27 protein-coding genes are annotated in these 26207 nt (G+C 48.4%); 18 read left to right on the top strand and 9 right to left on the bottom strand.

The window, feature by feature from the left end; genetic code table 11:
• Positions 1–193 precede the first annotated feature (193 nt).
• The 5 genes from PsWM33_RS11580 to PsWM33_RS11560 form a co-directional block, all read right to left on the bottom strand.
• Positions 194–481 (bottom strand): hypothetical protein, encoded by a 288-nt coding sequence (locus PsWM33_RS11580; protein ID WP_063300336.1) that lies wholly within the window; start codon positions 479–481, stop codon positions 194–196.
• A gap of 10 nt (positions 482–491) precedes the next feature.
• Complete coding sequence (locus tag PsWM33_RS11575; RefSeq protein ID WP_063300335.1) at positions 492–2069, bottom strand: relaxase/mobilization nuclease domain-containing protein; 1578 nt, start codon at positions 2067–2069, stop codon at positions 492–494.
• Entirely contained in the window at positions 2059–2484 is a 426-nt protein-coding gene (locus PsWM33_RS11570) for a plasmid mobilization protein (protein ID WP_208994528.1), read from the bottom strand. Before PsWM33_RS11570 ends, PsWM33_RS11575 begins: the two co-directional genes overlap by 11 nt.
• Positions 2485–2516: 32 nt before the next feature.
• Positions 2517–3614 (bottom strand): helix-turn-helix domain-containing protein, encoded by a 1098-nt coding sequence (locus PsWM33_RS11565; protein WP_063300334.1) that lies wholly within the window; start codon positions 3612–3614, stop codon positions 2517–2519.
• 307 nt (positions 3615–3921) lie between these two features.
• Complete coding sequence (locus PsWM33_RS11560) at positions 3922–5028, bottom strand: tyrosine-type recombinase/integrase (protein ID WP_063300333.1); 1107 nt, start codon at positions 5026–5028, stop codon at positions 3922–3924.
• 515 nt (positions 5029–5543) lie between these two features.
• On the opposite strand from PsWM33_RS11560, the gene PsWM33_RS11555 reads away from it, so the two are divergent.
• Positions 5544–6476, top strand: coding sequence for an Arc family DNA-binding protein (locus PsWM33_RS11555; protein WP_063300332.1), 933 nt, complete (start codon positions 5544–5546; stop codon positions 6474–6476).
• Positions 6477–7028: 552 nt separating this feature from the next.
• On the opposite strand, the gene PsWM33_RS11550 is transcribed toward PsWM33_RS11555, so the two are convergent.
• From PsWM33_RS11550 to PsWM33_RS11535, 4 genes are all read right to left on the bottom strand, one after another.
• Entirely contained in the window at positions 7029–7733 is a 705-nt protein-coding gene (locus tag PsWM33_RS11550) for an IS6 family transposase (protein ID WP_063300331.1), read from the bottom strand.
• Positions 7734–7814: 81 nt separating this feature from the next.
• Positions 7815–9092, bottom strand: a complete 1278-nt coding sequence (locus tag PsWM33_RS11545; protein ID WP_063300330.1) for an MFS transporter — start codon at positions 9090–9092, stop codon at positions 7815–7817.
• A 125-nt stretch (positions 9093–9217) separates the two neighbouring features.
• Positions 9218–9862: a response regulator transcription factor gene (locus PsWM33_RS11540; protein ID WP_063300329.1), complete on the bottom strand. Its 645-nt coding sequence runs from the start codon at positions 9860–9862 to the stop codon at positions 9218–9220.
• Between the two features lie 110 nt (positions 9863–9972).
• Positions 9973–10977 (bottom strand): NADP-dependent oxidoreductase, encoded by a 1005-nt coding sequence (locus PsWM33_RS11535; protein ID WP_063300328.1) that lies wholly within the window; start codon positions 10975–10977, stop codon positions 9973–9975.
• 664 nt (positions 10978–11641) lie between these two features.
• Between PsWM33_RS11535 and PsWM33_RS11530 the strand changes: the two genes are divergently transcribed.
• The 17 genes from PsWM33_RS11530 to PsWM33_RS11450 all read left to right on the top strand — a co-directional run bounded on the left by PsWM33_RS11530 (position 11642) and on the right by PsWM33_RS11450 (position 25999).
• The gene (locus PsWM33_RS11530; protein ID WP_193778393.1) at positions 11642–12010 is read left to right on the top strand and encodes an acyl carrier protein; all 369 of its coding nucleotides are present in this window, start codon (positions 11642–11644) and stop codon (positions 12008–12010) included.
• 3 nt (positions 12011–12013) lie between these two features.
• Positions 12014–13153 carry a beta-ketoacyl synthase gene (locus PsWM33_RS11525; RefSeq protein WP_153039932.1) on the top strand — a complete coding sequence of 380 codons (1140 nt, stop codon included), beginning with the start codon at positions 12014–12016 and terminating at the stop codon, positions 13151–13153.
• Between the two features lie 6 nt (positions 13154–13159).
• Positions 13160–14431 (top strand): beta-ketoacyl-[acyl-carrier-protein] synthase family protein, encoded by a 1272-nt coding sequence (locus PsWM33_RS11520; protein WP_063300325.1) that lies wholly within the window; start codon positions 13160–13162, stop codon positions 14429–14431.
• A gap of 40 nt (positions 14432–14471) precedes the next feature.
• On the top strand, positions 14472–15728 hold the full coding sequence (locus PsWM33_RS11515) for a hypothetical protein (protein WP_153039931.1): 1257 nt from the start codon (positions 14472–14474) through the stop codon (positions 15726–15728).
• A complete protein-coding gene (locus PsWM33_RS11510; protein ID WP_063300323.1) occupies positions 15725–16963 on the top strand; it encodes a hypothetical protein in 1239 nt (412 codons plus the stop codon). The genes PsWM33_RS11515 and PsWM33_RS11510 overlap by 4 nt, the downstream gene beginning before the upstream one ends.
• Positions 16956–17477 carry a hypothetical protein gene (locus PsWM33_RS11505; protein ID WP_063300322.1) on the top strand — a complete coding sequence of 174 codons (522 nt, stop codon included), beginning with the start codon at positions 16956–16958 and terminating at the stop codon, positions 17475–17477. Before PsWM33_RS11510 ends, PsWM33_RS11505 begins: the two co-directional genes overlap by 8 nt.
• On the top strand, positions 17464–17880 hold the full coding sequence (locus PsWM33_RS11500; protein WP_063300321.1) for a hypothetical protein: 417 nt from the start codon (positions 17464–17466) through the stop codon (positions 17878–17880). Before PsWM33_RS11505 ends, PsWM33_RS11500 begins: the two co-directional genes overlap by 14 nt.
• Positions 17877–18431, top strand: coding sequence for a hypothetical protein (locus tag PsWM33_RS11495; RefSeq protein WP_063300320.1), 555 nt, complete (start codon positions 17877–17879; stop codon positions 18429–18431). The genes PsWM33_RS11500 and PsWM33_RS11495 overlap by 4 nt, the downstream gene beginning before the upstream one ends.
• Complete coding sequence (locus tag PsWM33_RS11490) at positions 18424–18813, top strand: hypothetical protein (RefSeq protein ID WP_063300319.1); 390 nt, start codon at positions 18424–18426, stop codon at positions 18811–18813. Before PsWM33_RS11495 ends, PsWM33_RS11490 begins: the two co-directional genes overlap by 8 nt.
• Positions 18810–19529: an SDR family NAD(P)-dependent oxidoreductase gene (locus PsWM33_RS11485; RefSeq protein ID WP_063300318.1), complete on the top strand. Its 720-nt coding sequence runs from the start codon at positions 18810–18812 to the stop codon at positions 19527–19529. Before PsWM33_RS11490 ends, PsWM33_RS11485 begins: the two co-directional genes overlap by 4 nt.
• Before the next feature lie 7 nt (positions 19530–19536).
• Positions 19537–20391: an arylamine N-acetyltransferase family protein gene (locus PsWM33_RS11480; RefSeq protein WP_063300317.1), complete on the top strand. Its 855-nt coding sequence runs from the start codon at positions 19537–19539 to the stop codon at positions 20389–20391.
• A complete protein-coding gene (locus PsWM33_RS11475) occupies positions 20388–21014 on the top strand; it encodes a 4'-phosphopantetheinyl transferase family protein (protein WP_063300316.1) in 627 nt (208 codons plus the stop codon). Before PsWM33_RS11480 ends, PsWM33_RS11475 begins: the two co-directional genes overlap by 4 nt.
• Positions 21014–22357 (top strand): ATP-grasp domain-containing protein, encoded by a 1344-nt coding sequence (locus tag PsWM33_RS11470; protein WP_063300315.1) that lies wholly within the window; start codon positions 21014–21016, stop codon positions 22355–22357. The genes PsWM33_RS11475 and PsWM33_RS11470 overlap by 1 nt, the downstream gene beginning before the upstream one ends.
• Positions 22354–22929, top strand: a complete 576-nt coding sequence (locus tag PsWM33_RS11465; RefSeq protein ID WP_063300314.1) for an acyl-CoA dehydrogenase family protein — start codon at positions 22354–22356, stop codon at positions 22927–22929. Before PsWM33_RS11470 ends, PsWM33_RS11465 begins: the two co-directional genes overlap by 4 nt.
• A gap of 66 nt (positions 22930–22995) precedes the next feature.
• Positions 22996–23493: a hypothetical protein gene (locus tag PsWM33_RS11460; RefSeq protein ID WP_153039929.1), complete on the top strand. Its 498-nt coding sequence runs from the start codon at positions 22996–22998 to the stop codon at positions 23491–23493.
• A 41-nt stretch (positions 23494–23534) separates the two neighbouring features.
• The gene (locus PsWM33_RS11455; protein WP_206599000.1) at positions 23535–24461 is read left to right on the top strand and encodes an aldo/keto reductase; all 927 of its coding nucleotides are present in this window, start codon (positions 23535–23537) and stop codon (positions 24459–24461) included.
• 461 nt (positions 24462–24922) lie between these two features.
• Positions 24923–25999, top strand: a complete 1077-nt coding sequence (locus PsWM33_RS11450; protein WP_063300312.1) for a hypothetical protein — start codon at positions 24923–24925, stop codon at positions 25997–25999.
• Positions 26000–26207 lie beyond the last annotated feature (208 nt).

Below are 26207 nucleotides of genomic sequence, written 5' to 3'. Positions count from 1 at the left end.
GCAAACTTGCTCTACTAGAAGGTAGAGCAGGGCGCCATTATCGCGCTCGTTAAAGGGGTTGTATGGCAATGCTTTGCCATACAACCCCACTCTTTTGAGCAAGTTGGAAACCGATTTGCTGTATTGCACGATAAGCTAGAAAGTCAGGGCCTAATAAGCTGTTGCTTACGCCAAATGGTATAATTTCTTAATGCTATAATCTAAGGCGGATTTTGGTGCCAACCTCTTGGTACCTCATTACTTCATGCCCCCCTTCTAGCTTGTATTCTCTTCTCTGATAAGTGTTAACAGAGAACTTCAACCCATCCTCCGTCTCGAAGAGGCAGCGGAGTGCAGTGTTCCTACCCCAAACAGCAGCAATAAAAATCGCTTCAACTTCGCCTCCAGGCGCATTGTCAAAAGGGTAATCTGCCATTTTGATTCCAGCTGCTCGCGCTTGAGCTGGGCTGTAGGTGGTTCTTTGTAAAGTTTCATTGGTCATTGGTTTTTCCTTATCTTTCCATTTCGTTGGTTTGCGTGCAACGGCTCAGTGAGCGTTGCGGTTTAACTTGCTCTGAATGCTTTCGATTGAAGTCATGGTCTTGTTGAGGGATCTGGTATGTTCGTCGAAGCTCGCTGGTTCTGTCAGCAAGCTGATTAAGCCCGCGTTGAATTGAGTCTGTAAGTTGATTGAGGCGCTCAAGCAGGCCTCCAGGCCGTCCAGGCGCTGAGTAAGCAAACCTGTCGAACGTTTCTCCAAGTCGCTTAGCACGGTGTTGGAATGCTCCGACGCTTCGGTTAATTGCTTCACGTAGGCGAGGAGCTCGCGCTCCAGTGGGCTTAGGGTTTCCATGGATTATCTCAGTATGTCCTTGCAGGTGATTTTGTTGGGGCTGGGGTCGCAGCGGGCGAGGCTGCCGTTCTTCAGGTTGATCATCAAGTATCCGCTGCTGCTGTCCAAAAACACGTTCTCCAGTTTTTGAGCGACCTGCCATTGTTGGTAGTTGGTTGCCCAAAGCCACGTCAGGCTGAGGGTCAGAAACAGAGAAAATCCGACGGCTAACAGGAGTAGGAGAGGTGACCAACGACGAAGGCGGTGATGCAGCTTCAACTGCCCTCTCAAGTCCTTTAGCTCTTGCTCGATGTCGTTGCTGATGGCTCTGTGCTGCGCGGCCAAATCTCTCGCGATTGTATTCTGAGCGTCTGTCAACATGGCTTTGATATCGCTCTCGAAGCTCGCTGAGGCTGAGGTCATCAAGTCGGCTCGGCTTTGCTGTGCGTCTTGCATGTTGGCTTTCAAGCGCTCGCTGAGCGGTGTTTTCACGGGTCCATCCTTCATGAAAGAGAGTTCCTTTCAGACGCCATCGGATGTCTGTTTCTGGATCTTTGACAGTAAGATAGGTTTTGCCAGTTCGTGGGATCTCAAACCCGGCGCTTTGAAGAGTTTCAATCATCTCAGGGCGGTTGTTGATGCGCCCCGCAACAATCTGGTCTTCCAACCAGTACTGGATTTCCTTGCGGCTACTGGCGCGTTCCTTTTGCTCTGAGATGTGTTTGGTTTCTCTAGCGCGGGATGGGTCTTGCGGATCAACCCAACCATGCTCTTTGTTGAGCATGTCACGAAGGGCATCCATGGCTTTGATATAGCCGGGAGGAGCAATGTTGAGACTGTTCCTGGTACTCAGTTCCGAGCGGGGCGTACAGAAATGCAGTTCAATGCGGTCTTCGTGGGTGTGACGCACCCACAAAATATCGTATTGATCTCGCTCCAAACCCGCGTAGGCCAGTTTCTCAAAAGCTGTCATGGTATCGCGTTGCTGTTTTTCGGTGGGGTTGTCCGCTTTATCGAAGCTCAACACCCCAGCGCGATAGCTCCACTTGTGGCGACTTCCATCAATGAGAAGCTTGGTGTGTTCTGGATTGCCAACAAGAACCTCAGGCAATGGGTCGCGCTTCTTCAAAAGCGATTTCCCGAATGCATTGCGCAGCAGGTTTCGGTTGTCGTCATAGGCGAGTACTTTATCTGCGATGAGATACTCAACAGGAGCCGTGCCGCCACCCTGACCGTTCTTGAAGAACTTAATCAGCATCTGCAGTCTCCGAACTCTGATGTTGCTTTAATAGTTCTCCAAGCTGTCGTTCAATGGTTGTGAGCTGTTCAACGATCAGCAAGCCATCCAGTCGACGTCCTTCTCCTGCTGCTTGGGTAGCATTCACCGCTCGTGCAATCTGGTTGAGGTTTGACCCTATTCGGCTGAGCTCTGAGACAAGGCGAGGATCAGCTTTAGGAGCAACACGCTTCCGACTTGGTTTGACGAGGCCAAGCGTTGCTCTGAGCAATTCTGAAGCGGTGATGTTTGCCTCAGATGCACAACGCTTTAGCTGCTTCTTTTCCTCTGCCGTACAACGCAGAACTACAGTCTCTGTGAGGTGGCGTTTCGCCGCTTTCGTGGGGTTCGAAGGGGAGGCTTGCCACCCCTCGCAAGGTCCTGTGTCGTATGACATGGGTCGCCTTGCTCTCGCTAACTCATTCATCATCAAGCCTCCACGCTTTCAAGGTTTTTGAAGAGGAAGCGGGAAAGGCTTTGAGGCTCTGAAGTGCCTTTTCGGACTAGCTCTTTGAAGCAAGCGCCGCCATTCCGTGCGTGGGCTCTATGCTCAATTGGGAGTCGATGATTTCGGTAGATGAGCGAAACCAGTATTGATGCTGTAACACGGTCTAACTGATGGCAGGCTTGCTTCCAAAGCTCATCACTTACGCAAAGCTCTTGCCTAAATAGGTTCGCTGTTTCGATGAGGTTTGCCTGTGTATACCCGCCTAAGATACGCATGTTTTCAAGCACATCAGGATGTGCGTGATCTAAGCATCGCCGAAGCGAGATTTGCACAGTACTCGGCCTACTATTTTGAATATGTGGTTTTTGAATAGTGTTAGATCGTGCGGACATTTTGTCCGTCCGGGACGGCGCTTTTGTCTGTCCCAGCTGTCTCTCTTCAACAGGATTTCCAACAGAGCGTTTCTTGAAAAATGACAGAAGGGAAGAAAGAGCTGTTTTAATCTGATGGAGCTTTGCCAAAGCTCGCACACGGGATAGGCGACCAAATGGTAAAATGGCTAGGGCACGCTTAAGGGCTTCAGAGCAGTTCAGGGAGCGGATCTCACCAAAAAGAAGCTTCGTTTCCGAGTGCAGCGCTTCGAGCTCGAGTTTTGCTGCTTCGCGCTGCTTGCTTAACTGAAAAAGCTCGGGGATCTTATGATCTATGAGAGGTTGAAGGTTTATACCAGCAGCCCAGATGATGGTTTGTTCACCTGCTTTTTGCCGAAAGCCACCGCGACGGCTTCTCAACGCATTGGTCTTAAGAAGCCAACCAGATTTAATGAGCCTGTTTTCAGCACGAGTGATTGCTCGCTCGTTGAGGTTGAGTTCCTCTGCGGTTACTGGAAGCCTTTGCCAAACAGCGCAGATACGGCCTTTCAGAAAATCGTCATCGCGGACTTTGAGTACATAGTGCTTCAGAACCTTGATGTCTGTACCGCTGAGGCCTGCTGCTGGGCCGAACTTATCTATGAGAGTGAGGACATCAGCGCGAGCGGCGTCTTCTGGCAAACCGTTGTGAGTGAGAGTGAGGCTCATGCTGTACCTCCATCAAGGAGATACGCTTCAATTGTTGAATTGAGCAGAGCTATGCGGTAAGCTTTTTTTGCAATTGCAAATTCAAAGTATCCGTCGAACGGGGTGGCAGCCCCTTCGGCGGATTTTTTGTGTACACTTCTAGGTATGGACAAATGCGGAACAAATGTCGTTTCGCGTACATACTGCGAACAATGCTCAAATGTCGCTAAATGCGATTTTGTATAACATGCTGATTTTGCTGGTGAAATATGGTGCACCCGATAGGATTCGAACCTATGGCCTCTGCCTTCGGAGGGCAATTTTCAAGTTAAGATTCCTTATTTAAATTCAATGCGTTATCTCGTAAATCTCTTAGAGCCTGTACGCGCCCTGTACGAAGAGCATCCATTACTTTTCTTTCTCCGTCCTCTGAGTGCCCGTAGGTATCGAACAGGAGTTTGACGTCCTTCCAGCGACCAAGCTTAGCGACTGTATGTGGGTCAATCCCCATGCGATTGAGCATCTCGGTGGCAAATCCGTGCCTGCCCGCCGCGTGAGGCATTCGACGGTCGATGCACGCGCTATCGCAAACGTCTTTCCAAGTTCGATATATGCTGCTACGGGATGCAAACCCAAAGGCAAGTAGGGGCCGCTTTTGATTTGGCTTACCTGATTTTCTGGGGCGTTGAGGCTTTAGCGACTTGAGTTCAGCGCAAAGCTCATCGGATATTTTGACCTCAGTTTTTCGATAGCCTTTTGACGCGGGCATCATGATGATGTTTTGGTCTAACTTGAGATCATCAGGCTTTAAAGCAACTGCTTGCCCAATCCGAGCGGCTGTTTCAAACATGAACTGGGCTAATAATCCAATACGCTGAGGTGCTTCTTCTTTAAAAAGGAATATCCAGAGCCAGTCTCCTGGAACTTTCTCCACACCGCTTTGCTTGCCACGCAGTGTGTCCTGGTCCTCTGTTTCTTGATCAGAGTATCCTTTAATCTTAATGGGACTGCATTTTCCTAGATCATGAGCGTTGTTGATCACAGCTCGGATGGGCTTGATGAACTGTTTACTCCATGTTGCTGTTGAATTATCGGGGGTTAATCGTGGGCCAAGATCTCGAACCATTTTCCCAGAAATTCCGGAAACAGGAACGTCACCCAAATGAGGCAAAATTCTGTATAGATATTTTGCAAACTCTGGGGTCGGTTTATAAAGATCAGTCGCATCTGCGAATGTAAATTTTTCTTCGGCTTCTGCAACGCCGTGGAATTTCAAAATTTCGCGGTTTTTAAAAAACTCTATGTAGGCTCTTGCATCCGCTTCTTCAGTTTTTCCAGTACTTTGATAGTAGTCTTTGCCTTCTGGGATCTCGTCGATTTTGCCTCGAAGATACCATTTGGCTGAGTCGGAGCGTTTCTGTAGTCTGAGCGGCATTCTTGAGAGTCCAGCAAAATTTGATCAATATGGTGAGGATGCAAAAGCATTGGCCGGGTGCACTGATAAAATGCACCGAGTTTACGAGCTCGAGAGGAGAGTTGGCGGGGTGATACTTTGACACCCTTTGCTGCAAAGATTGATACCCACTCAAGAACTGTTTTTGCTTCCGTGAGGGCTTTAGGTAGTTGGTTTAAAGTGGTCATCTTGTTCCCTCCTTCCTAATGCGTCTGATTGCATCAAGTTGTTATTGGCCGCTCGGCCCAGATCATCCATTCTATGCCGAATACAGCGGACAATCTCGCTATTTACTGAAGAAGCATTTCTCTCTGTTTGTGCGAGGAGAAATTTTTTGGTGTCAGGTGGAATTCGAATTAGAGTGCGAGGCCAATCGCTCTTACGCATTGTGATTTTTCCTGTTTCCTTTAGCACAGGTTAGTTTGATATCATTTTAGTGTCAATGAAACTAAAATGATATCATTGAGAAATCTGTTGAACGCTATTAATGTGCCTGTATGGCAAAAGACACTTCAAAATCACTCAAGGGCTTCATGCTTAGAATGCCCACCCAGCTTCACGAAAGTATCGCTAGTGCGGCAGCGAAGAACAGCCAATCGATCAATGCAGAGATTGTTTCTAGACTAGAAGTTTCACTTTTAACCGGGGTTGTGGGACGGCTCAAATCGTTGCTCGAGCAACTTCAGGAGGTGTTGGGCAGCGATCAAATCTCTGTGTCTATTTTGGCAGAGGGTGTGGGGGAGGATACGCCTTCACGGCTAGAGCAAGTCTTTGCAGGGCGCGAAGAGGCCTCGTTTGAGCTGCTAGACAAGATTGCGGAATACATGAAGGTGAATGCAAAATGGCTTAAACATGGGGTTGGGCAACCATTTGAGGTGTCTTTAGTCAATGACAATGGAATAGATCTGGTGTTTCAACTGATGGGAGAAATGGCTGAGACAACCTTTTTGATAAGAAGCGATAGTCAATACGGCGAAGTCTGCATCGTCCAAAAGTTCACTAATCGAAACTGGAAGCTTTTGAATCCTAACATGAATTTGAGTTTGAATTTGCAGGTGGGAGGACTCTACGCACTCGGCTCTTTTGCAAATGCTTGTAGGCTTCTATATGCCGCCAATTTGACCAAAACGCATAGTTATATGATGGAATCCAGTTTATTTAATGAAGTCGTGCGTGGGGATGCACATCCGTTGGCAGCATTAAAAAAATCAAGGCGGTCATATTGGTTCGACGATTGGTGGGATTTTGAGTTGATCTCATCTGAAAAGCGTCGACCTGACTGCTGGGAGGGGTATGCTGAGCTTTGCAAAAGTGTACATCGTTACATAATGGATGACGATAAGTTAAGAAATGAGTTGGAAGATATAAGAAGCGGAAAACTCACAAAGATGATAGAGGCGGAGCAGTGGCGTATAGCTTCTGAAACTTAAGCGGTAATAGATTTCAACAGTATGACTGATGTTCTATTGAATGCATTTACATGGAATACATCGGATCAATTAAATTGGGTATGTTCCATTGGCGGAGATGTGACTTTCCGCCTTTGGGATAGTTGCTCGTAATGCGTTAAATTAAAGGTATAAGTATTAGAAATTGAATCTTATATTTAACGAATGATTATTGTGAGTTACCAACCGAAACGGTAGTCAGTCGCAGGTTCTGGCGTGTACAACCGGATGCTCAGAGGTTGCAAATACGAAGTATATCTAGGCTGAGAGTCCTGCTTCTTAAATGAAGCATTCCTATCCCTGCAGAAACATCAATTCTCGCGTGCGGTCCTCAAAAGTTTCGAGCTTACAGCCAAAGGCCTAAGGGGGACTTGGAGCATTAGTGGGTAGCTAAATGGATGTGTTTTGGGATAGAATCAATTTCAGATTGTATACGACGCAGGAATTGTCAAATTGCCTACCCTGATTCCCAATATAAAGGGCTCTGTTGCATCTGTTGAGTGAAGACACAAATAGCCTTCCCCCAGGCGCAATTCAGGCGTGAATTCCAAAGAGCCGGTTGATAAAGGAAACCTCGGCCCCACCTCCGACAGATCTAATCCAGCCATCAAACTGCCCCTTCTTGAACATGCGCATAACCTCAAAACCCTTAATGGTTGTTGCTGCTGTTCGCATCGATTGGAAGCCGAGCGTTGGTTTAATCAGCCGTTTGAGCTTGCCATGATCGCTCTCCAGCCTGTTGTTTAGATATTTAACTTGCCGCAACTCAACAAATTCGGGCACCTTTCCTTCGGCCTTGAGCTCGGCAAGGGCTCGCCCATAGGCCGGGTTCTTATCAGTGTTGATCCTAGCAGGGATATAATGCTTCGAACGCCGGAGAGCTTTGCTTAAAAACCGTTTGGCAGCAGCAGTGTTACGGCGGGAGCAGAGCAGAAAGTCAATGGTTTTTCCATGCTTGTCGATGGCCCGGTAAAGGTATTTCCAGTGCCCTTTGACACGCACATATGTTTCGTCTACCCGCCAGGAAAAAGATAGGTGGTTCTGATACCACAAGGTGCGCTTTTCTAGTTCGGGCGCGTAATGCTGAACCCAGCGGTAGAGGGTCGTGTGGTCAACATCAACGCCGCGCTCACTCAGCATTTCCTCAAGATCACGGTAGCTGATGCCATAATTACAATACCATCTCACGGCCCAAAGAATGATCTCTCCCTGAAACTGACGATACTTGAACTCTGACATTGCAAATCCCCCACAACGTAGGGATCATGCAAGCAGTGCCTCAAACTTGCAACAAAGCCGTATTTCGCCCCCTTCCGGACACTACCCCATAGAGCCTTCTTCTACTGATACGCGGGATAGGCTTAAGTAAACCCCGAACCCTGCAAGAGCACCGGCAACCATGACCACTCCACCGACAAAAAACGGCATGGAAACAAACCACTGTTCCGCAAAGATTGCTCCAATCGGAATAGCAACTAAGGTTATCCCGGATTGTAGCATTTCCCCCACTGACGAAACGCGGCCCAGAAGGTCAACTGGTGTTGACTTCACAATAATTACGCCATAGGGGACCGTTATAAAGCTACCGACGACCCCAATCACAAACCAAAGTGCCATTTGCATATTAAGGCCGACGGGTTCTGTAGTGAAGGGAAGCCAACCTGCAAGCACTGTGCTAAAGCCTGAGAAAAAGAGTCCAAGAACCATAAGCAGTTGCAAGTTTGTTCTGTCTCCAACTTTTGCTACAATATAGGCTCCTATTAGACCGCCAAGCCCAAGAGATCCCATGATAGGCCCGGCTGAAGCTGCTGGTTGCCCCGTTTCCCTTACAAGTAGAAGCAGCACCGCCTCGTACAAAAATACGCTGAAAATAAACAGGCACATCAACCCCACGCTTAACAACAACTGAGGGGTTCGCAACACACAAAGAAGGCCCTCTACCGCTTCAGCCAACGCACTGCTTTTTGCCTGCTCCTGTTCACCCTCCACATCCCTTTTTTCGGGTTTCAAAGCACCAAGAAGGCCCACGCATGCAAGAGAGGCGACTGCAAAACACAAAGCTCCTAACAGGAACACCTGATGAGGGCTCCAGATCGTTAGCAGAGCACCGCCTAAGATAGGTGCGAAAATCTTTGTCGATTCAAGGACAAAGTGATCGGCGCTTACTGCTTGGGTCAGCATGCTCTGCGGAACAACCTTTTTAAGCGCCAGTTGCTGAGCGGGCATAAATGCCGATGCGACGCCTGCTTTTAGCAGCACCAGAACAACGAGGGGTATAATGCTAACGGCAAAAAAGTACATTGCGACCATGAATGCCGCGCGCATGACCAAGCCAGCCATTAGCACCGGCCCGGCGCCAATTCTATCCACCAGTACACCAGCCGGGATGCCGAAGATCACACGCGGTAAAGTTGCCGCAAGCGTTACTGATGCAATCTCCGCAGGGCCCATTTCCCATGTGTAACTGACGAGTACCAGTATGGCGATCAGATCTATCCAGTCTGCAAAGGCTGCAGGAACCAATACGCCGAAAAACCGTCGAAAAGCGGAAATCCTGAACAGTGGCAATATTGACGAGTTCATCTTTTCATTTTGCATTTAAATTTTCTCAGCAACGGAAAGTTACAAAACTGTTAAGTCGGGACAGTATTAAAGCGACACTGCACTTTTTAAGTGTAACAAGTATTAATTACACTATATAATAGATAATAAATTCATATTACCTATAACCCACTCGGCAAAGTGCCATTTTTCTGTAATTTAGTGCGAGCTTGCTTGAAGTACTTTTCAACGGAACAGGCGTCAATGCCGCAGCGTACGCCCATTTGCTCATAAACATCTTTTCGTTTAACTCCAGGAGAACGAGCAAACATTAAGCTTATAATTTCTTGCTCACGTGGTGTTAACGCGGCGGAACAGATGTCCAGTTCATCCGCAGTTGGATGCGTTATGTATCTAACAAATTCTAATTGATTGATTTTATGTATAAGGTCTTTGAATGTGCGTCGTGTTAATCCAACCTTGCTTGCATATCCAATAACACCAATCTGTTGGCAGGCCTTTGCTTCCTGTTCGCTTTCATTGGCAGTGATTACTAGGTGTTTTGATTTTGATGAGTTGGCGACGATATTTGCTATCATCGCCAACCTATGTGTCGTTGATGTGGGATCAGTCTCAGATAAACCTGGTTCAATCGAAATTAGATCGAATGACAATTTTGAAAGTAGACTTTTAGCGAGATCGGGAGTTTGAACACCAAAGACCAAACAGTTATCAAAGATAACTTTGAACTCATTAACAATCGCCTGACGCATCAAGTCTTGGCTATCTATAACTAATATTCTCCTGACTTGCGATTCTATCGTCATATTATACTCTGAATTAATATAAATAGTCTGAAGACTAATAATAATAAAAATCACTTAGTCAATTGACGTTGTGTAATATTTTTTAAATACATTCCCAATGATGAGATATATTAATCATTACTTAGTTTCATTACAAGCTTGCCCTCATTCTTTCCTGAAAATAGGTCATTGATGACTTCTGGAAAATTCTCCAGATGTGTGGTTCGAACATCTTCCTTGAAGATCAGTTGCCCTGATTGATGCCAAGCCTTTAGTTCATCAACCGCCATCTTGATCTTTGGCACATAATCTGACATGACGAAGCCCTGCAGCCGGATGCTATTAGAGATGAGTGCGAAAAAATTATCTAGTCTGGCAGGTTCACCCGGTTTAATAGAAATCATTCCACAAAGTGGAATGCGACCAAATTTCTTCATGAACGGCAAAATGCTATCTAAAGCTTTTCCTGCAACGTTATCGAAGTAAACGTCGATTTTTTCCGGACAAAGATCAGATAGCGCTAATCCTATTGGTTCTGATTTATAGTTTATTGCCGCGTCAAATCCTAATTCCTCTACGATGTATTTGGATTTTTTATCGCTGCCGACGATACCGATTACTCGACAACCCAGGTTCTTGGCGATTTGCCCGACAATTGACCCAACCGCTCCCGAAGCTGCTGATACAACAACAGTATCACCTTTCATAGGCCGGCCAATATCTAACAATCCAAAGTATGCCGTAATACCTGGCATGCCCAACCCTCCAAGCCACGCAGGCGGAGGCGCGATATCGGGATCAACTTTCCTTATCTGGAATCCATCTGAAATCGCATAGGTTTGCATATTGAGCATACCGGTAGCTAAGTCGCCAACTGAGTACGAAGGGTGGCGGCTCGCTTCGATTCGACCAACCGTCAATCCTCGCATAGGTTCACCTAGCTGGACAGGAGGGAAATAGGATTCCTGATCTTGTATCCAACCGCGCATGGCAGGATCAATTGAAATATATTCATTCCGAACTAGGAACTGTCCATCCTCTAAATCTGGGATATCGGTTTCTCTGAGGAAAAAGTCCTCCTTACAGACCTCTCCCGAAGGTCTGCGTTGCAAGCAGAGCTGTTGGTTTATTGCCACTTGGTAGGTACTCCAATTTAAAAGTATAAATCATTTGAGAGGCTGGCTTTCAGGGTATTGTAATTGAGGGTAATCGCTCAGGCCTGCCTAACAGGCTGCCAGCCATCGGTGTGGAATTTCACAGGACCATCTAATGACTATTTTCGAGTAAAATTGGCCCAAAGTATCCAGTATCGGCTACATTTTGCGCGATTAGGCATCGTTTGAGATGGCGGCCATGTACATCATCCCCGCATAGCAGACGAAGGTGACCACACGAGCCCCTTTTGGCGCACTAATACAATAGAAAATTGTTTCGCAAATGCGGCCTCAAATTGCTGATTGGGATAGTCGCTGTAAACTTCAATATTCATTGTTTGCCCTTCAAAATTCAGGATCTGAGATGCAAATCCAGTGATCTAAGTCCCTACATGCTCAGCAGCTTTATTCACAACCTGTAGTAATGATACGTTTCTTAAATTCAATAAAAAGGGGGGTCTTCACCCCTTTAAAAATTTGCGTCTAGTATTCAATAATTCAAATCATGTAGTTCAGAATGTCATATGGTAATCATAATAAATTATCTTGGCGTCTTTTAGGTCAAATGGCGCGCGACTATTATGCATATAGTTTTATGTGATCGAAGTATTAGCTTTTACGTCTTGATGTAATGGAGGTTTGCTCGGTGGGTAATCTGGAAGAATTAAAAAAGATTGCGGCAGATATTTTGTATATTGATGAGTTGGAAGACCTCCGTGATGATGCACCTTTGGGTGATCACGGATTTAGTTCTATTGATTACATAGATCTTTGCTTTGAGTTGAAGAGTAAGATATCTGACAAAATAACCCCCGAAAATCTTTGGCCCTTTGATGCAATGATGACCAAGGAAGAATACTTCGTTGGCGATAAGTGGACCAGTGCCGGCTGGAACCAAGTTTGCGATCTATTGGAGATTAGCCCCGACTCTGATCCAATGATGCCAAATGAGCTCGTTGTATTCTTTACTCCGGCCGTGCTGTCCAAGCGCGTAGCCCAAATCATGAATGGGTGAGCTGTGTCTGGAATCGCAATTACCGGAGGGGGTGTGTTTTGTGGTCAGGTCAAGACACAAAACATTCCTGAGCTTCTGTCATCTGACCCACAGATGCCATCCGCAAGTGATTTTGAGGAGCTCGGAACTGCTAAACGCAAAGTGGTACGTAATTTAGCGCGAGAAGATCGATCTATTCTTACGGAACCTGCGGCTCAGTGCCTGCAAAGCGCTATAGATGCCTTCGAGATCGCAGAGGCAGTCTCTCCGATTGGAGAAGACCAGCGCGAAAATATGGCTGTTTACACAAGCGCTGAACGAGAACGTGAGTTTCCAGCCGAACTATGGCAGTTGGTGCACAATTGTGAGCGCGAAACCAAGCCTGAAGTTGGAGACGTGCTCTCTGAGATAGGGCATCTACGAACGGCTATCCATCCACTGGCTCTTTTCAAAAGGCTGCCGACGAGTGTGCTCTACCACATATCGAAGTACTTCAAACTTCGGGGTGGTGGCTATCCGTTTCAGCGTATGTCCCTGGGCGGGATATGCATGCTTGAAGAAGCATGCGCCACGATATCTCGTGGCCGAATTGAAGGCGCAGTATTAAGCGCCTATGGCAATATGAATAGTCTGGACAATAGGTTAGCCTTCACCAAGATGGGTTTAGTTCGTAACCAAGCCCATGATGACGGTATCGTGCCAAGCATGGGCGCGGCTTCAGTGGTCATGGAACCATTGGAGCAGGTAGAAGCGCGCAACGCTCAACCTCTGGCGGTCATAAAGCGGGTGCATAGCCGATACAGCGATAAAATGCATGCAAACTCAGAAGATTGGATAGACTTTTATCGTCAAACATTTGCCGATCTTGCAGGAACTTCACCGATTGTCATTTGTTATGACAACGGTATCGCAAAAGCAGGTGAAGATGAACATTTTGCGATCAACCAGTTTTTTAATAACCCTTTGACGTTCAGCTATAAGAAATATGTCGGCTACACCGGTCAGCCCAACAACCTCATTGATCTCGTCTTCACCCTTCTTGATCCATCAATTCCTTTGGAACGACCTGTCATTCTCAATGGGGTTGGATCATCGTCCGGAATAGGCGCGATGCTCTTTGAGAAACGCAATGAAGCGATACCACTAACAAAGAAGGCGGCGTGACCATTCATGGCAAAGCAAGATGATATCGTTATCAGTGCATTTGGTTGTGTAACACCGATCGGATCAAGTTACGAAGAAATAAAGTCCGCGCTAAGAGGCGGGCACTCTGGTATCCGCGAAATTAAAAAGTATGATACCGGATCCTTCAAAAGCAAGCACGCTTTTATTCCTAAACTTGGGAATGAAAAGATTCGTTGGCCTCACCGGGGAAAGCCAGTCATCGGTGACAGTCTTTATACCCGCACTGCTCTGAGTGCGCTCAAATCTCATCCTGGATACGCTCTTGAGCAGTATGACCCCGCGCGGATCGGGTGTTATCTGGGCGTCGATGAGCCTGTCGCGGATATTGTGCAAACGATAAACTGCGTCGTGGAAGGGGAGCCGGACGCCACAAGCCTTGATGAACGTGCGGCGGTGATGGAGCGCCACTTCCGCGTCAGCGATTTTCTCAATTACTCGCCCATTACCGCGCTCAAGCAAGTTCGCGAAACAATTGAGTTTTCCGGCCCGGCTTTCTGTCATCTTGGGCTATGTTCTGCATCGCTGCAAGCGATTGGGTCAGGCTTCCACGCGCTGCAGGATAACCGTTTGGATGCCGTCGTTGTTGGCGGCGTGACCGCCAAAATTTCACCGGAACATCTCATCGCCCTGGAAGCGGCTGATGTGATTGTCACTGACGGAACGGTCCCGCCCGAAGAACGCTCCCGACCCTTTGATCAACGGCGCTCGGGTTACGTCCCTGCTGAAGGGGCTGTCTTCTTCGTGCTTGAAAGGAAAAGCGCGGTTGAGCAACGCGGGGCAAAGCCCTTGCTGAAGATTCTCGGGTACGGCTCAAGCTTGAATGCCCAGCATATCGTTAAGCCTCACATTGACTCGCTCGATATGGTCTTATCCATGCGCAGAGCTATCAAAGATTCAGGCATCACGCCGGACCAGATTAATCTTGTGAATGCCCATGGCACATCCACTCAACTAAACGACCTTCACGAGTCCAAGGCGATTAATGATGTGTTTGATCACAGAGTCCCCGTTACCGCAAATAAGTCTTTACACGGACACATGATTGCGGCTGCCGGAGCTATGGAAACACTAAACACCCTGATCTCCTCACAGGAAGGGTTTGTACCGGGCACTATCAATCTCAAGAGCCAGGATCCCAGGTGCGACGTGGATGTGGTCAGTGAAAGCCGGGAAATGGCCGCGCAAACAGTCCTTAAGAACTCCTTCGGGATGGGCGGACTTGCGGCAACCGTGATCCTGCAATCCTACGCGGCCTAAGGTCTCCCTCGTTCGCCTGAGTCAAGATGAGGAATGATACGTGATAGCACATTCAAAATTCGATACACAGAAGTTTAACACGATGGTGTGCGCCTATCGTGAAAGTGGAATGCCAGGCGATTACCCTGAAGTTTCCGACTACGAAGAGTATTGCGCAAAATACCCCTTATCTGAACGAGACAACCTGCGTGCCATGAGCGAGCGCGTGGTGGAAAAGCAAGAGTTTGCAGACTCCTATGTGGTTACAACCTCCGGCACCACCCAAGCGCCGTTGGTGCTTGTAAACCGCATCTGGCAGGATACTTCTGACAATACCTATCCAAAGCAGTTATTCGATTATCTTATCGAACATGTCTTTGCTCAAGGGGATGTCGTCGCAAATCTCTGCTTTCCTGGCGGTTTAGGACTACTCTACGAAGGCATGTGTAAGATACTTGAGCCGATGGGGTGCACCGTTCTACCTGTCGGTCGCTTGGACTCATTGACCAATGATTATACGCATTTTGAACTGTTTGAGCGCTTGAGATTAAACACGCTGGTTGGTTCTCCCTGCGATCTTATTGCCTTTGCCAAAACCGCCCAGAAATACAATATTAACCTTCCCATAAAAAAGCTCGTCTATGCTGGCGAACATTTTTATCCCGCCAAGCGCGACCTCGTGAAGAGCATCTGGCCGGAAGCTGACTTTTACAGCCTCTATGGCGCCACGGAGTTCGGATTAGCCTGTGTTGGCCATCCTAACCTTTCGGCTAGCCATCATTACGTGTTTGAAGATTGGTTCTTTCTGGAAACTGATGAAGACGGCAATCTTTATGTCACGGATCTCAAAGGTCCGCTCATTCCCATAATTCGCTACAAAATTGGCGACCGGGGGACGTTGGTCACGGGAGAGGGGGGGAGCACTCAGCTCGCTCTTTATGGACGAAGTGATAGCTTCTTCAACCTCGGAGATGCAATGCTCAGATATGAAGCAGTCTGCGAAACCATAAGGTCTGCCACGCTCCCGGATATGGCCAGAAACGCAGAAATTCAACTGCATCTGCATAGCGCCACAGATGGAAAGGATGTGCTCACGGTCGTACTTGATCACGATTTTCCAGAAAATGGAGAGGTGAGCCGAGGCGTCTGGGAGGCTGTTCATTCCATGAAAGACATCCGGTGGGATGTGGGCCGTGGCGTGGTTGAACTGAGGGTGCGCGACCGCGCTAGCATTCACATTACAAACCGTTCGAAGCGCCCGGACATTGTTGATCTTCGAGACAACGCAACCATGGGCAAGGAGTTGGAAAGCGCATGACCCGAGTGACCCCTTTCTATAAAGACCGCTTTAACCAGATGATCAGGGCATACAATGAGACAGGCCGCATGCCTGAACTCCCTCAGGTTAACTCCATTGAGGACTTGCAAGCCCAATATCCCCCCTGTTCCAAGGAAGACCTGCGCAAGATCAGCGAGAGGTTTATCGAAAAGGGCTATTTCAAGGGTGGTTACATCATCAGTACCTCCGGCACCACCTCCACGCCATTGGTCCTTTGCCACCGGATCTGGGGGGATGCCTCAGAGGGAACCTATGCCTACCAGTTAATGAGTTATCTCATGCGCAATGTGTTTACGTCGGAAGACACTGTCGCAAACCTATATACGCCTGGTGGATTGGGGGTCCTTTATGAAGGTTCAAATCGCTTCCTGGAGGCTATCTGCGCTACAATTCTACCTGTTGGCCAATTACAGTCCATAGGCTCTGATCCCTTCTACTTCCAGATCTTTGAAAAATTTGGCCTGAATACGGTCATGGGAGCGCCTTCGAGCGTTGTGCAGTTTGCTAAGCAAGCCTTAGAGCATGGAGTGGAACTGGATATCCGCAAGATCGTTTACACGGGCGAACATTTTTACCCGACCAAGCAGGAACTGATTGCAAAAGTCTGGCCTGACGCGACCTATTTCAGCATGTTTGGCGCTGTCGAATACGGCTTTGCCGGCGTGCATACGCCAACTATGCCCGCAGGCGTTCATGAGCTTCTTGATGACTGGTATTTCTTCGAGACAGATGAAGATGATAACGTTCTTGTCACGGTTCTGACGAGCCCTGAAGTTCCTGTTATTCGCTATAAGATTGGCGATAAAGGAAAGCTTCTGGCGCCCTATCAGGAAGGGGCTGGTCATGGCCTGATTCTTGGCGATCGTTCTGACACAAGCTTCAATATTGCAGGCAATGCGGTGGGTTTTGACAGGATCAAGCGCACCGTAGAACAGGCATTGGGCTTAATTGACAGGATTCAGATTATTCTCGACACTGATGATCAGGGCCGCGATGTCCTCACTCTTGCACTGGATGCTGATTGCTCGCAGGACAGTGCGAATACAGGAAAAGCCCATCAGGCACTTGATGCAATCAACGAGATTGCAGAGGGGATTGAACGGGGAACGGTTCTGACCCGGGTAGTTGGGCGCGAGGGACTGGTCATGAACTGGAGGACAAAAGCAAATCCGGTTATAGACCATCGACGCGAGGCGCAATTTGATCATGCTTGAGGTTCTGCGGAGCACACCGCACTGGGTCTATACGCTATATACGGTTGTCCTCTATTTTGGGCTCGCCTCCTGTTTTGAAAAGCGCAGCCGTCTCTACCATTTGCTGAGCACCCCGATCATTATCGTTGTCATCTCCCTTGTGCTTGTCACCTATTACAGTGGATTTTCGCTCCCTGTTCTTGGTGGCTGGACGCTGGGTATCCTGATTGCGACGGCACTTGTTTATTGGTTTCCTCAAGCCCCTCGGCTGCGCCGGGAAGGGGATCTTATAATCACCCCAGGTGGGCTGAGCGTTCTGGGGGTTAGTGGAGCGGGATTTTTCACCAAATACTGGCTTGGCTACGCTTCGGCATCTGGGGCTGATTGGACCCAGCTCCCCTCGTTCCTCATGTGGGACAGCATGACTTCGGGACTTATTGTCGGTTTTTTCGTTGGCCGTGGCTTGTCGCATTTTACCATCGCAAAACAACTTGAAGCTGTGTCTGACGGGAGATCTTCTCATGACAACTGTTGATGTTATTGACACGATCTGTCGCCACTATCTCGACCTATGCCCCATGGATTTCCAACAGGACGCGGAAGAGGGCCTCATAATCCGGTTGGATATGTCGCGGGGACAGGATCTTTGTGATCAATATGGTGATTTTACAATTATTGTCGAACTTCTTAATCAGCTGGCTGTGCAAGCCGTGAGAAGGACGTTTCAAGATAAAGTACGAGCAAACCAGCGGTACATTCCCGCGAGCATTCGCGCGGTACGGCTGGGTGGATTGCATGAGACGCACCGGGTATTTGCAAAGCCCACTCAGCTTGGTGGTTTTTATCAAGTGCGCCTGCGCGGCGAACGTATTGATAAAAGCCCTACAAGCTTTGGTGGAAACATCATTGTGGCCTGTATAGATGAGGGACAGCAATGATAAGTATTGCAAAGCCTTTTATTGTCTGGGCTGCCTATCCCTCATTGATCGATTATTTTTTGGGCGACGTTGTGCTCGCCGCATATGCCTGTCTGGCCCTTACCGTTGTCGTAAGCTTTGATAATCTTCGCCGTGGATTCCTTATAGACTGGACGGCTATTGTCTTCTTCCTCGCCGTGCCAGCGTTTCATTATATGCTTGGCGGTTCATGGCTCTTTGAGCATCCGCTGCTCCTCATCTCGGCCATTTACACTCTGGTTGCGTCGGGATCTCTGTTCATTGGGAAACCATACACGTTGCAATATGCCCGAGAACGCACCCCGGAAGAATTCTGGGCTGAAGAGATCTTTCTCACGATCAACTATCACTTGACGCTCATGTGGACGCTGATCTTTTTGTCAAGCTTTATCCTCTCAGTGCTTGCGGTTAGCTTCCCCGACTATTGGCCAATTTTTGCCTTAACGCGCAATAGCTTAATTGCCATTGGCCTTGTGATTCCAGATCAATACCCCGATTACTATCTGCAAAAAAGGGCTGGCTCAGATGTATGATGGACAGCGGGAGCTCTTTACCCTTCTTTGGCAAAAGAACCCAGAACCAAAGGTCATCACACTTGGTTTTCAGATCAGTGGTGAGGCCGACCTCTTTAAAATCCACTTTCCCAATATGCCCATAGTTCCAGGGGCTTGCCTACTTGGACTGGTTCTTGACCAAACGGAAAAATGGCAGTCAACCAAGTATGACGTTGACTTAGTAGAGCGCGCGAATTTTAGATTTCCAGTTACTCCCGGCATGAGGTTGGAGCTGGACCTGCGCCTGGAAGCCCTACCAGAAAACGGGCAGTTCAACCTGTTCTTTCGCTATTCAAATCCCCAGGGGCATAGCACACAGGGTTCCCTCATTTTAGTTGAGCAAAGATTGGAAGCAGCATGACAAATTTCGCTATTGTGACCGGCGGCACCCGAGGGATTGGTCGTGAGATCTCGGAAACCTTTGTTAAGCAAAATGTCGATGTGATCGCGACCTATTTCTCAAACAGTAAAGCGGCCAGTGAACTGGAGGAACAGTGGGGTGGGCGTATTAAAACTGTGAAGGTCGACAGTGCCGATTATGAAGCGGTCGAGGCCTTTCGTAACAGCATTATACAGCGCGGTGTTCCGTCAGTTCTGGTCAATAATGCTGGCATTGTCGAAGATGGTCTCCTCCTTCAGGGAGGACGTGAGCGCATTGCCAAATTGATGGCGAATAACTTTATGGGTACTGTGAACTTCACCCATGCCTTTCTGGATGACATGATTGCAAAGCGTCAGGGGAACATTATCTGCCTGTCCTCCAGTGCCGCTCATAAGGTGAAGGCCGGAAACAGCGCCTATGGGTGTTCCAAAATCGCTATTGAACGCTTTTGCAAGGGACTGGCAAAGGAAGCCGCGCGTTTTAATGTCTATGTCAATTGCGTCTCTCCGGGTTTTGTCGAAACCGAGCTTTTCGAATCGTTCGCCGGTTCTAAAAAACGTGAAATCTTGCTGGAAATTCCAACGCGAAAAGCCCTTTCAGCCGATGAGGTGGCGCGTGTAACGGTAGATCTGGCCACGCGGCGTACGAACACAACGGGATCGGTCCTTGTTGTTGGTAATGGAGAGCAGGTTTAAGAACTCCATGGATGCTCTCTTCAATATAACTCCGCCGGCAAGGCGCTCGGTTGATTGGCTGAGCACATACTGCGATAGGGTCGGTTGGCAGTCGCCTCAGATCAATAGTGTTGAGGGACTCGCGCAACTCTTTCTTGCGCACATCTCCACTTTTCCCTTCGATATGATGGACTATTTCCTCGGAACAACTCCCACGGTCAATCTCGACACCATCTTGAACAAGTTCTTGCACAAAGGTCGTGGCGGCGGTTGCTCCCAGCAAAATGCGATCCTGCACAGTATGTTGGACAAACTGGGTGTCTCTTCGCGACTGGGCATGGCTCGTATTGCCCGTGCTGATGGAGCGCCGAGCCCGCGTTCTCACATGGTCCTTTATGTTGAAATGGAAGGACAAACTTGGCTGTGTGATGCAGGATATGGCGTATTTGGCCCTGCTCAGCCCATAGTAATCGAGCCGGATCTGGTACAGCAACTGGGGGCGTATCCCTTCAAAATTAAAAAGGGAACTGGCGAGTTTTATACTCTGACACGCCTTTCAGGAGAGATCTGGAAGCCCATCTATAGATTCGATCTGCGCACTTATGATCTGCAAGATTTCGGCCCTGTGAATTTTTATAATTCCCTTTCGCCAGAATCTCAATTCACTCAAAACCTAATTGTTAGCAGACCCAGCCTGACTGGTGGCCTTCTTATACGGAACAACGCTTTAATCAAGATTGAGGGTGCCACTCAAACGCGGCAGCGCATAGAAACTCGCGCGCATTTGGTGTCCCTGCTGGAAACGCACTTTTCTATCATTATAGAGGAGGAGGACTTCGTCCATTCTCCTCCCCGACTACCAGCCTTGGAGCCCACCATATGAGCACTGATAAGGGGGGAGTTTGGTATACGTTTTTTCCGATGGATCCGTTGCGTCACAATAGATGTGGGCAACCGAAGGGCATTGCACAGATACGGAAAGACCGCAGATCTGTTTCGGTAAAGGTTCTGAAAAATCTCTTTCACCGGGCCTTTCGTTTGACGCCGGATAGGTTGGAATTAAACCATCAACCTACTGGGAAGCCTTACTTAATATCGCCACTGGGCAAAGTTCATATCAGTTTAAGTTACACGAAATACTGGGGGGCAGCAGCTCTTTCTGAAAGATCTGTCGGCATTGACATTGAAACAACTTCCCGCCGTAAAGGCTGGTCCGACCGCGTAAATGCACTTGCCGAACACAAGTTGATTGATCCTCAAAGCGATCCGGTGAGCAAATGGGTTCAGATTGAAGCTGCTCTTAAGTACTTCGGTGGGTCAGTTGCAACTGATCTATCTCGTTTCTGGATGGAGCCAGAAAGCCAGGAAGAGTGGCGGGCAGGTCTGCGCTTGAGAAATCATCCCACCTGTTGCACCCGCAACATAGCTGCTCCCAATGGATGTAAGGCTGCCATAGCAGCTTATAGCTCTCGACCACTCATTACTGTTTCAATTGGAGAGAAGTAATGCCGATTTGCCTTCTGACCAACCCTGTAGTTAACCACAATATGCTTGCAAAATATCTCATTGAACGGGGTGTGGAATGCTATGCTTATATCGACATGGATCAGGTCAATAAGCTTCCACCCACTGTTAAGAGCCGAGGGCGAGACTTCGACGTAGACCTTTATGCTGGCGTTATTATGAGTAAAGATGATCTACCGCCGCCCAATGACTGTCCATTTCATGCTGTTATTCCAGGTGGTGAGCTTGGCGTTGAAAGTGCTGATCAGATCAGCGCTTACTACGGATTGCCGGGCAACGACCCTGAAACGATAGACTATCGTCGTGATAAGCAAGCCATGCAAAACCGCCTTGCCGAGGTTGGCCTGCCTAGTATCTCCAGCATGAGTATTGGCCCCGAAACCAAATCCTCTGAGATAGAGGAGACGCTTGGGGTTGGCCCTTATGTTTTAAAACCACACGATGCTGCTGGAGGAGAGGCACTTCACTACTGCGCGGATCTGTCAGCTTTAGAATCGGCAATCGCTGATCTGGCCTGGGGGGAGCTCAATTGCACCTGGAAGCAGAACCATCGATTTGTCGTTCAAAAATATATTTCAGGGCTGGAGTATGTGGTCGATCTGGTTGCGCGCGATGGCGAAATCGTCGTTGCTGCGATCAGTCGCTACATTCGCCTTTCTGATCTGGGTTATTGGTCCTATCCCAATGTAAAACGTTTCCTGGTAATGGAAGATCCCAGCGATCCGAAATTTGAGTCACTCATTGCACAAGCCGTTGCTTGTTGTCATGCACTTGGTCTGCGTCAGGGCTCCGCGCACATGGAGTTTATTGATGGCGCGCAAGGTTGTTTCATGGTTGAGGTCGGGGCTCGGCTGCACGGCTCCCTGTCGCCGAGCCTTTTTGCCGAGTGCTACGAAAATGACCTGCTGGGCTCGCTTTATGAAAGCTATTTTGTTAGTGACACGCCGTTGCGCTCAGGTCGTCTTCGTAAGTATGGGCTGCGATCCTTTATCGCGGCTGAAGAAGCCGGTGTTCTGAATACCATCGAGCCCTCTCTGATGGAGCGCATTAGCTCAAATTCCAGTTTAATCGCCAAGTCCATCACGTTTGAGGCGGGCGAGACATTCCCACAAACTCGAGATGAGGTGCACACCCCGGCCAGTGGCTTTTTTGCCAATGCGAGCCTTAGCCAGCTTTTTAAGGATGTCTGGGATTTCGATTACATCCTCAATCAGTATTTCAATGGAAAACAATATGAAGTCGGCGCAATGGCTGAATGGATCAACGCGCCAACAAAATTATCTGCCGCCTCAAAGACCCTTGATCGTCTTGGAGAACTGAAATGAACATTCATCAAAAATCATCAATTTCCTTCTCACAATTATTAAAGGATGCACAAAGAATTGCGGGCCGCGCGCGTGATTTGCAGGAAGTGACAGAGCGTGAGCGCCGTGTACCAGACGAGATTATCGCAGCCCTTACGCAAAGCGGCCTCATGCAGGTTCGCCAACCCAGGCGTTGGGGTGGTAGTGGTCTTGGCGCAGCCGAGCACTATCAGCTTGTTGAAACTCTCTCCAAGGGCTGTGCTTCAACAGGTTGGGTCTATGCGGTTCTGGCAGGCCATGCGGATGATCTTGCCAACCAGTTCTGCCTGGAGGCTCAGGAAGATGTTTGGGGGGAAGGCCCAGAAGCGCTCGCCTGTTCCGCGCTTTTCCTAAAAGGATGGGCGCAGCCCACGGAAGATGGGTATGTGCTCAATGGTGAGTTTCCCTTCTCAAGCGGTTGCGATCATTCAACCTGGGCGATTGTGGGAAGCATTGCACCGGACAATGACACAGGGCCGGGACCGCGTCTGTTCCTGGTGCCTATGAAGGATCTTCAAATCAAAGATGATTGGTTTACCCGGGGATTGGCATGAACCGGCAGTAAGTCTCTGATAGCTAAGGATGTGCTTGTCCCACGGTACCGAACCACCACCTTCCCAATGATAATCGGATCGACCGCTCCTTTTTCTCAAAGCTCTGTACTGGTAGGCGCTGCAAGAGGAATTATTGAGGATTTTATCACCTTTCATCAAGATCAGCAGCCTGAAGGCGAAGACCGGCCTGTAGGCGGCGAACATCTTCAGATCCTTGTTGGAACCTGTTGGTCTGAAATTGACGCGGCGTGGCAGCTTATTCAGAGCGATGTAAATATAACCGAAGCTTGTCTGAAACGCGACAAGAGCATCCCTCGTCATGTCGCCATTCGCAATCGAGCTCACAATACATTGACGACTAAGCTTATATTGTCTGCATTGGATCGTCTGTACGGCGCATCTGGAAGCAGCATTTTGTCCGAAAAGTCCCCAAGTGGGCGTCTTTATCAGGATGTGAAAGCCGGTACTCAACATGTTGCGGTCAACCAGACCTCTGGAGCTCGAGATGCTGGCTTTATGCTCCTCAACCCGGATATGCCATGGTCATATCCATTGCCCTCATAGACGTCAAACACGCACTAAACTGAAAATCGAAAGGGAGACAAATGCGATACAAACTTTTCGGCCGTACTGGACTGCGCGTGTCTGAACTGGCTTTGGGGACACTTAACTTTGGCCGTCGTTGGCAGCATGGAGCCCATATAGAAGACGCACGACGTATGTTGGATGAGTATGCGCGCAAGGGCGGCAATTTCATAGACACTTCAGATAGCTATCAATACGGCGAGTCAGAAGAATACCTAGGCGAACTGCTGGAAGGGCGACGTGAAGAGTTTGTACTGGCCACCAAATTCTCGCAGTGGGCCACACCGGATGCAAGCATTTTGGTGACAGGCAACAGCCGCAAGGCCATGGTTACCTCGCTTGAGGCCAGCCTTAAGCGCCTCAAAACGGACCGCATTGATCTTTACTGGGTACACTACCCGGATGAAGTCACCCCAACCGATGAAATCATGCGCGGATTTGAGGATCTTATCCGCGCAGGCAAGATTCTCTACGCTGGATTATCTGACTTTCCCGCCTGGCGCGTGGCCCATGCCGCGACCCTTGACGACTGGCGCGGTTACACCCCATTAGCAGGCATACAAGTTGAACATAGCGTCCTGCGTCGATCCATGGAGTATGAGTTCCTCCCCATGGCACAGGCCCTTGGGCTGGGCTTGACAACATGGTCCCCTCTCGGCGGGGGCGTGCTTACTGGTAAATACAGGAATGGAGAAGCGGGTCGCCATGAAGCCTTCGGCGGTTTGGGCTTTGTAGCCGAGGAAGACACCAAACAAACAGCAGTAATCAATGCTGTGCTTGAAGTTGCAAATGAATGCCATCTAACACCAAGTCAGGTTGCTATAGCCTGGTCGATGACCAAGGGAGTTATCCCTATCATAGGACCACGCACTATGGCTCAGCTCGAAGACAATTTGGCAGCAGCCGATATCACTCTGACATCTGCTCATATCGATAAATTAGATTAAATCAGCGCTCTACCAACGGTATTTCCATACACTATGACTGATACGGATGGTTGCAGGGAACGCATAGCAGGCGGCAAGTTTAATGATCTCGAATTGCCAACATGTCCTGTGGGCTAATCGTAATTTCTGCAAAGGTTTCTCACGGCTCTTTGCCAGGATTTTTCTCTTTGAATTGTTCCTTATTTTTGTGCGCAGCCAAACAATTCCAAACCGAGGCCTACACGCTACCCAAGATGAAATTGACCCGGTACTCATTGCCATGGGGGGCGGCAGTTCTTCCAATTTTCTCGAATCTGCAGGGCCGGCAGGGCAGAGTTTCAGATATATAGACTGGTCCCTCCATTCGTTTTTCATCACCGCTTTGCTAATGGCTTGGCGTTTTAACTACCGTCGTGCGTGCTTGGTGATTGGTAGAAATACGCACGGCCAACTTACTTTAATCTCAGTCAAAAGGATACTTTATGAATATCATTGATAGAAATTACACCGCAACAGAGACCGTATCCGCCGTGAATTCATTTAACGACTGGGATCCTCTTGAAGAGGTTATTGTTGGTTCGATTGAAGGCGGTTATATTCCGGAATTAGAAGAATCCTTTTACCTGTTCCGGTGGCCTGTAAAAAAATCAGAGCATCGCGTGGGACCGGTGCCTCAAAAAATAATTGAAGAGACTGAAGAAGATATCGCCAACTTTGTGGACCTACTTGAATCTTTCAATGTAACGGTACGTAGGCCCGCTGAAATCGACTACAGTAAAAGAATAGCTACCCCATATTGGTCGACGGAAAGCGTAAACGCGCTTATGCCCCGCGACTCGATGATTGTCGTGGGGGATAAGCTCATCGAGACTCCGATGGTTTGTCGATCCCGTCAATGCGAAACACTGGCATATAAGGATTTGCTCCTTGAGTACTTCCGATCGGGGTGTAATTGGATCTCCGCGCCTAAACCTAGATTACTAAATGATGCCTATCTAATCCCTTCAACCGACACCCAGCCGTCTATCACTGAGGTCGAACCCATTTTCGACGCTGCCAACATTCTTCGCATCGGTGAAGACCTGTTCTACAACACCAATATCAGTGGAAATTTAGCAGGTATGGACTGGATGCAGCGGTTGTTAGGTGACACGTTCAGGCTTCACTCTATTTCCGTGAGTCCGGATCACATAGATACGACTATGATACCTATTGGCCCGGGCCGGATTTTAGTCAATCCGCATTTGGTAAATGAGGACAATATTCCCGAGCAATTTAAAAGTTGGGAGATGATTAAGGCACCTTCAACTCCACCAGAGCAGATTTACGGTTTGGAATATCCATGGTGCTCAGACTGGATTGGACTTAACCTGTTCAGTATTGACCCACACAACGTTGTTGTCGAAGCTGGGCAAACTGAGCTCATAAAAATTCTTGAAAAGCAGAAAAATCTGAATGTTATTCCGTTGCGTTATCGACATGGAAAGACTTTTGGAGGTGGCTGGCACTGCATTACTCTTGATGTACGCCGTCGCGGCACACTACAAAACTATTTTTGATGCAATAAGTCTCGCTTGGTGCGATTTGCAAAGCAAAGTGTACCTTGTTTATCAGAGAGTTTGCTTATCGGTGCAGGTGGGCTTGCAGCGTTTGTTGTGCATGAATTAACTCATCATAAAGATTGGTTTAGCGAAACCACCGCTGACAAGCTAAACCTTCTCCGAAGTATGTCAATGAGCGTTCAAAATTGATCCGGCATCATCATTT

The organism is Pseudovibrio sp. WM33, from assembly GCF_001623165.1.
GTDB lineage: Bacteria > Pseudomonadota > Alphaproteobacteria > Rhizobiales > Stappiaceae > Pseudovibrio.
This window is presented reverse-complemented; position numbering and strand designations above follow the sequence as displayed.

What these genes read in the sequence shown, in the direction of transcription:
- PsWM33_RS11500 (WP_063300321.1), top strand. Translation starts at nt 17,464, where the DNA reads ATGACAACTGTTGATGTTATTGACACGATCTGTCGCCACTATCTCGAC.
- PsWM33_RS11465 (WP_063300314.1), top strand. Translation starts at nt 22,354, where the DNA reads ATGAACATTCATCAAAAATCATCAATTTCCTTCTCACAATTATTAAAG.
- PsWM33_RS11580 (WP_063300336.1), bottom strand. Translation starts at nt 481, where the DNA reads ATGACCAATGAAACTTTACAAAGAACCACCTACAGCCCAGCTCAAGCG.
- PsWM33_RS11475 (WP_063300316.1), top strand. Translation starts at nt 20,388, where the DNA reads ATGAGCACTGATAAGGGGGGAGTTTGGTATACGTTTTTTCCGATGGAT.
- PsWM33_RS11570 (WP_208994528.1), bottom strand. Translation starts at nt 2,484, where the DNA reads ATGTCATACGACACAGGACCTTGCGAGGGGTGGCAAGCCTCCCCTTCG.
- PsWM33_RS11485 (WP_063300318.1), top strand. Translation starts at nt 18,810, where the DNA reads ATGACAAATTTCGCTATTGTGACCGGCGGCACCCGAGGGATTGGTCGT.
- PsWM33_RS11550 (WP_063300331.1), bottom strand. Translation starts at nt 7,733, where the DNA reads ATGTCAGAGTTCAAGTATCGTCAGTTTCAGGGAGAGATCATTCTTTGG.
- PsWM33_RS11480 (WP_063300317.1), top strand. Translation starts at nt 19,537, where the DNA reads ATGGATGCTCTCTTCAATATAACTCCGCCGGCAAGGCGCTCGGTTGAT.
- PsWM33_RS11575 (WP_063300335.1), bottom strand. Translation starts at nt 2,069, where the DNA reads ATGCTGATTAAGTTCTTCAAGAACGGTCAGGGTGGCGGCACGGCTCCT.
- PsWM33_RS11565 (WP_063300334.1), bottom strand. Translation starts at nt 3,614, where the DNA reads ATGAGCCTCACTCTCACTCACAACGGTTTGCCAGAAGACGCCGCTCGC.
- PsWM33_RS11560 (WP_063300333.1), bottom strand. Translation starts at nt 5,028, where the DNA reads ATGCCGCTCAGACTACAGAAACGCTCCGACTCAGCCAAATGGTATCTT.
- PsWM33_RS11450 (WP_063300312.1), top strand. Translation starts at nt 24,923, where the DNA reads ATGAATATCATTGATAGAAATTACACCGCAACAGAGACCGTATCCGCC.
- PsWM33_RS11545 (WP_063300330.1), bottom strand. Translation starts at nt 9,092, where the DNA reads ATGCAAAATGAAAAGATGAACTCGTCAATATTGCCACTGTTCAGGATT.
- PsWM33_RS11520 (WP_063300325.1), top strand. Translation starts at nt 13,160, where the DNA reads ATGGCAAAGCAAGATGATATCGTTATCAGTGCATTTGGTTGTGTAACA.
- PsWM33_RS11470 (WP_063300315.1), top strand. Translation starts at nt 21,014, where the DNA reads ATGCCGATTTGCCTTCTGACCAACCCTGTAGTTAACCACAATATGCTT.
- PsWM33_RS11455 (WP_206599000.1), top strand. Translation starts at nt 23,535, where the DNA reads ATGCGATACAAACTTTTCGGCCGTACTGGACTGCGCGTGTCTGAACTG.
- PsWM33_RS11505 (WP_063300322.1), top strand. Translation starts at nt 16,956, where the DNA reads ATGCTTGAGGTTCTGCGGAGCACACCGCACTGGGTCTATACGCTATAT.
- PsWM33_RS11460 (WP_153039929.1), top strand. Translation starts at nt 22,996, where the DNA reads ATGATAATCGGATCGACCGCTCCTTTTTCTCAAAGCTCTGTACTGGTA.
- PsWM33_RS11540 (WP_063300329.1), bottom strand. Translation starts at nt 9,862, where the DNA reads ATGACGATAGAATCGCAAGTCAGGAGAATATTAGTTATAGATAGCCAA.
- PsWM33_RS11490 (WP_063300319.1), top strand. Translation starts at nt 18,424, where the DNA reads ATGTATGATGGACAGCGGGAGCTCTTTACCCTTCTTTGGCAAAAGAAC.
- PsWM33_RS11555 (WP_063300332.1), top strand. Translation starts at nt 5,544, where the DNA reads ATGGCAAAAGACACTTCAAAATCACTCAAGGGCTTCATGCTTAGAATG.
- PsWM33_RS11495 (WP_063300320.1), top strand. Translation starts at nt 17,877, where the DNA reads ATGATAAGTATTGCAAAGCCTTTTATTGTCTGGGCTGCCTATCCCTCA.
- PsWM33_RS11510 (WP_063300323.1), top strand. Translation starts at nt 15,725, where the DNA reads ATGACCCGAGTGACCCCTTTCTATAAAGACCGCTTTAACCAGATGATC.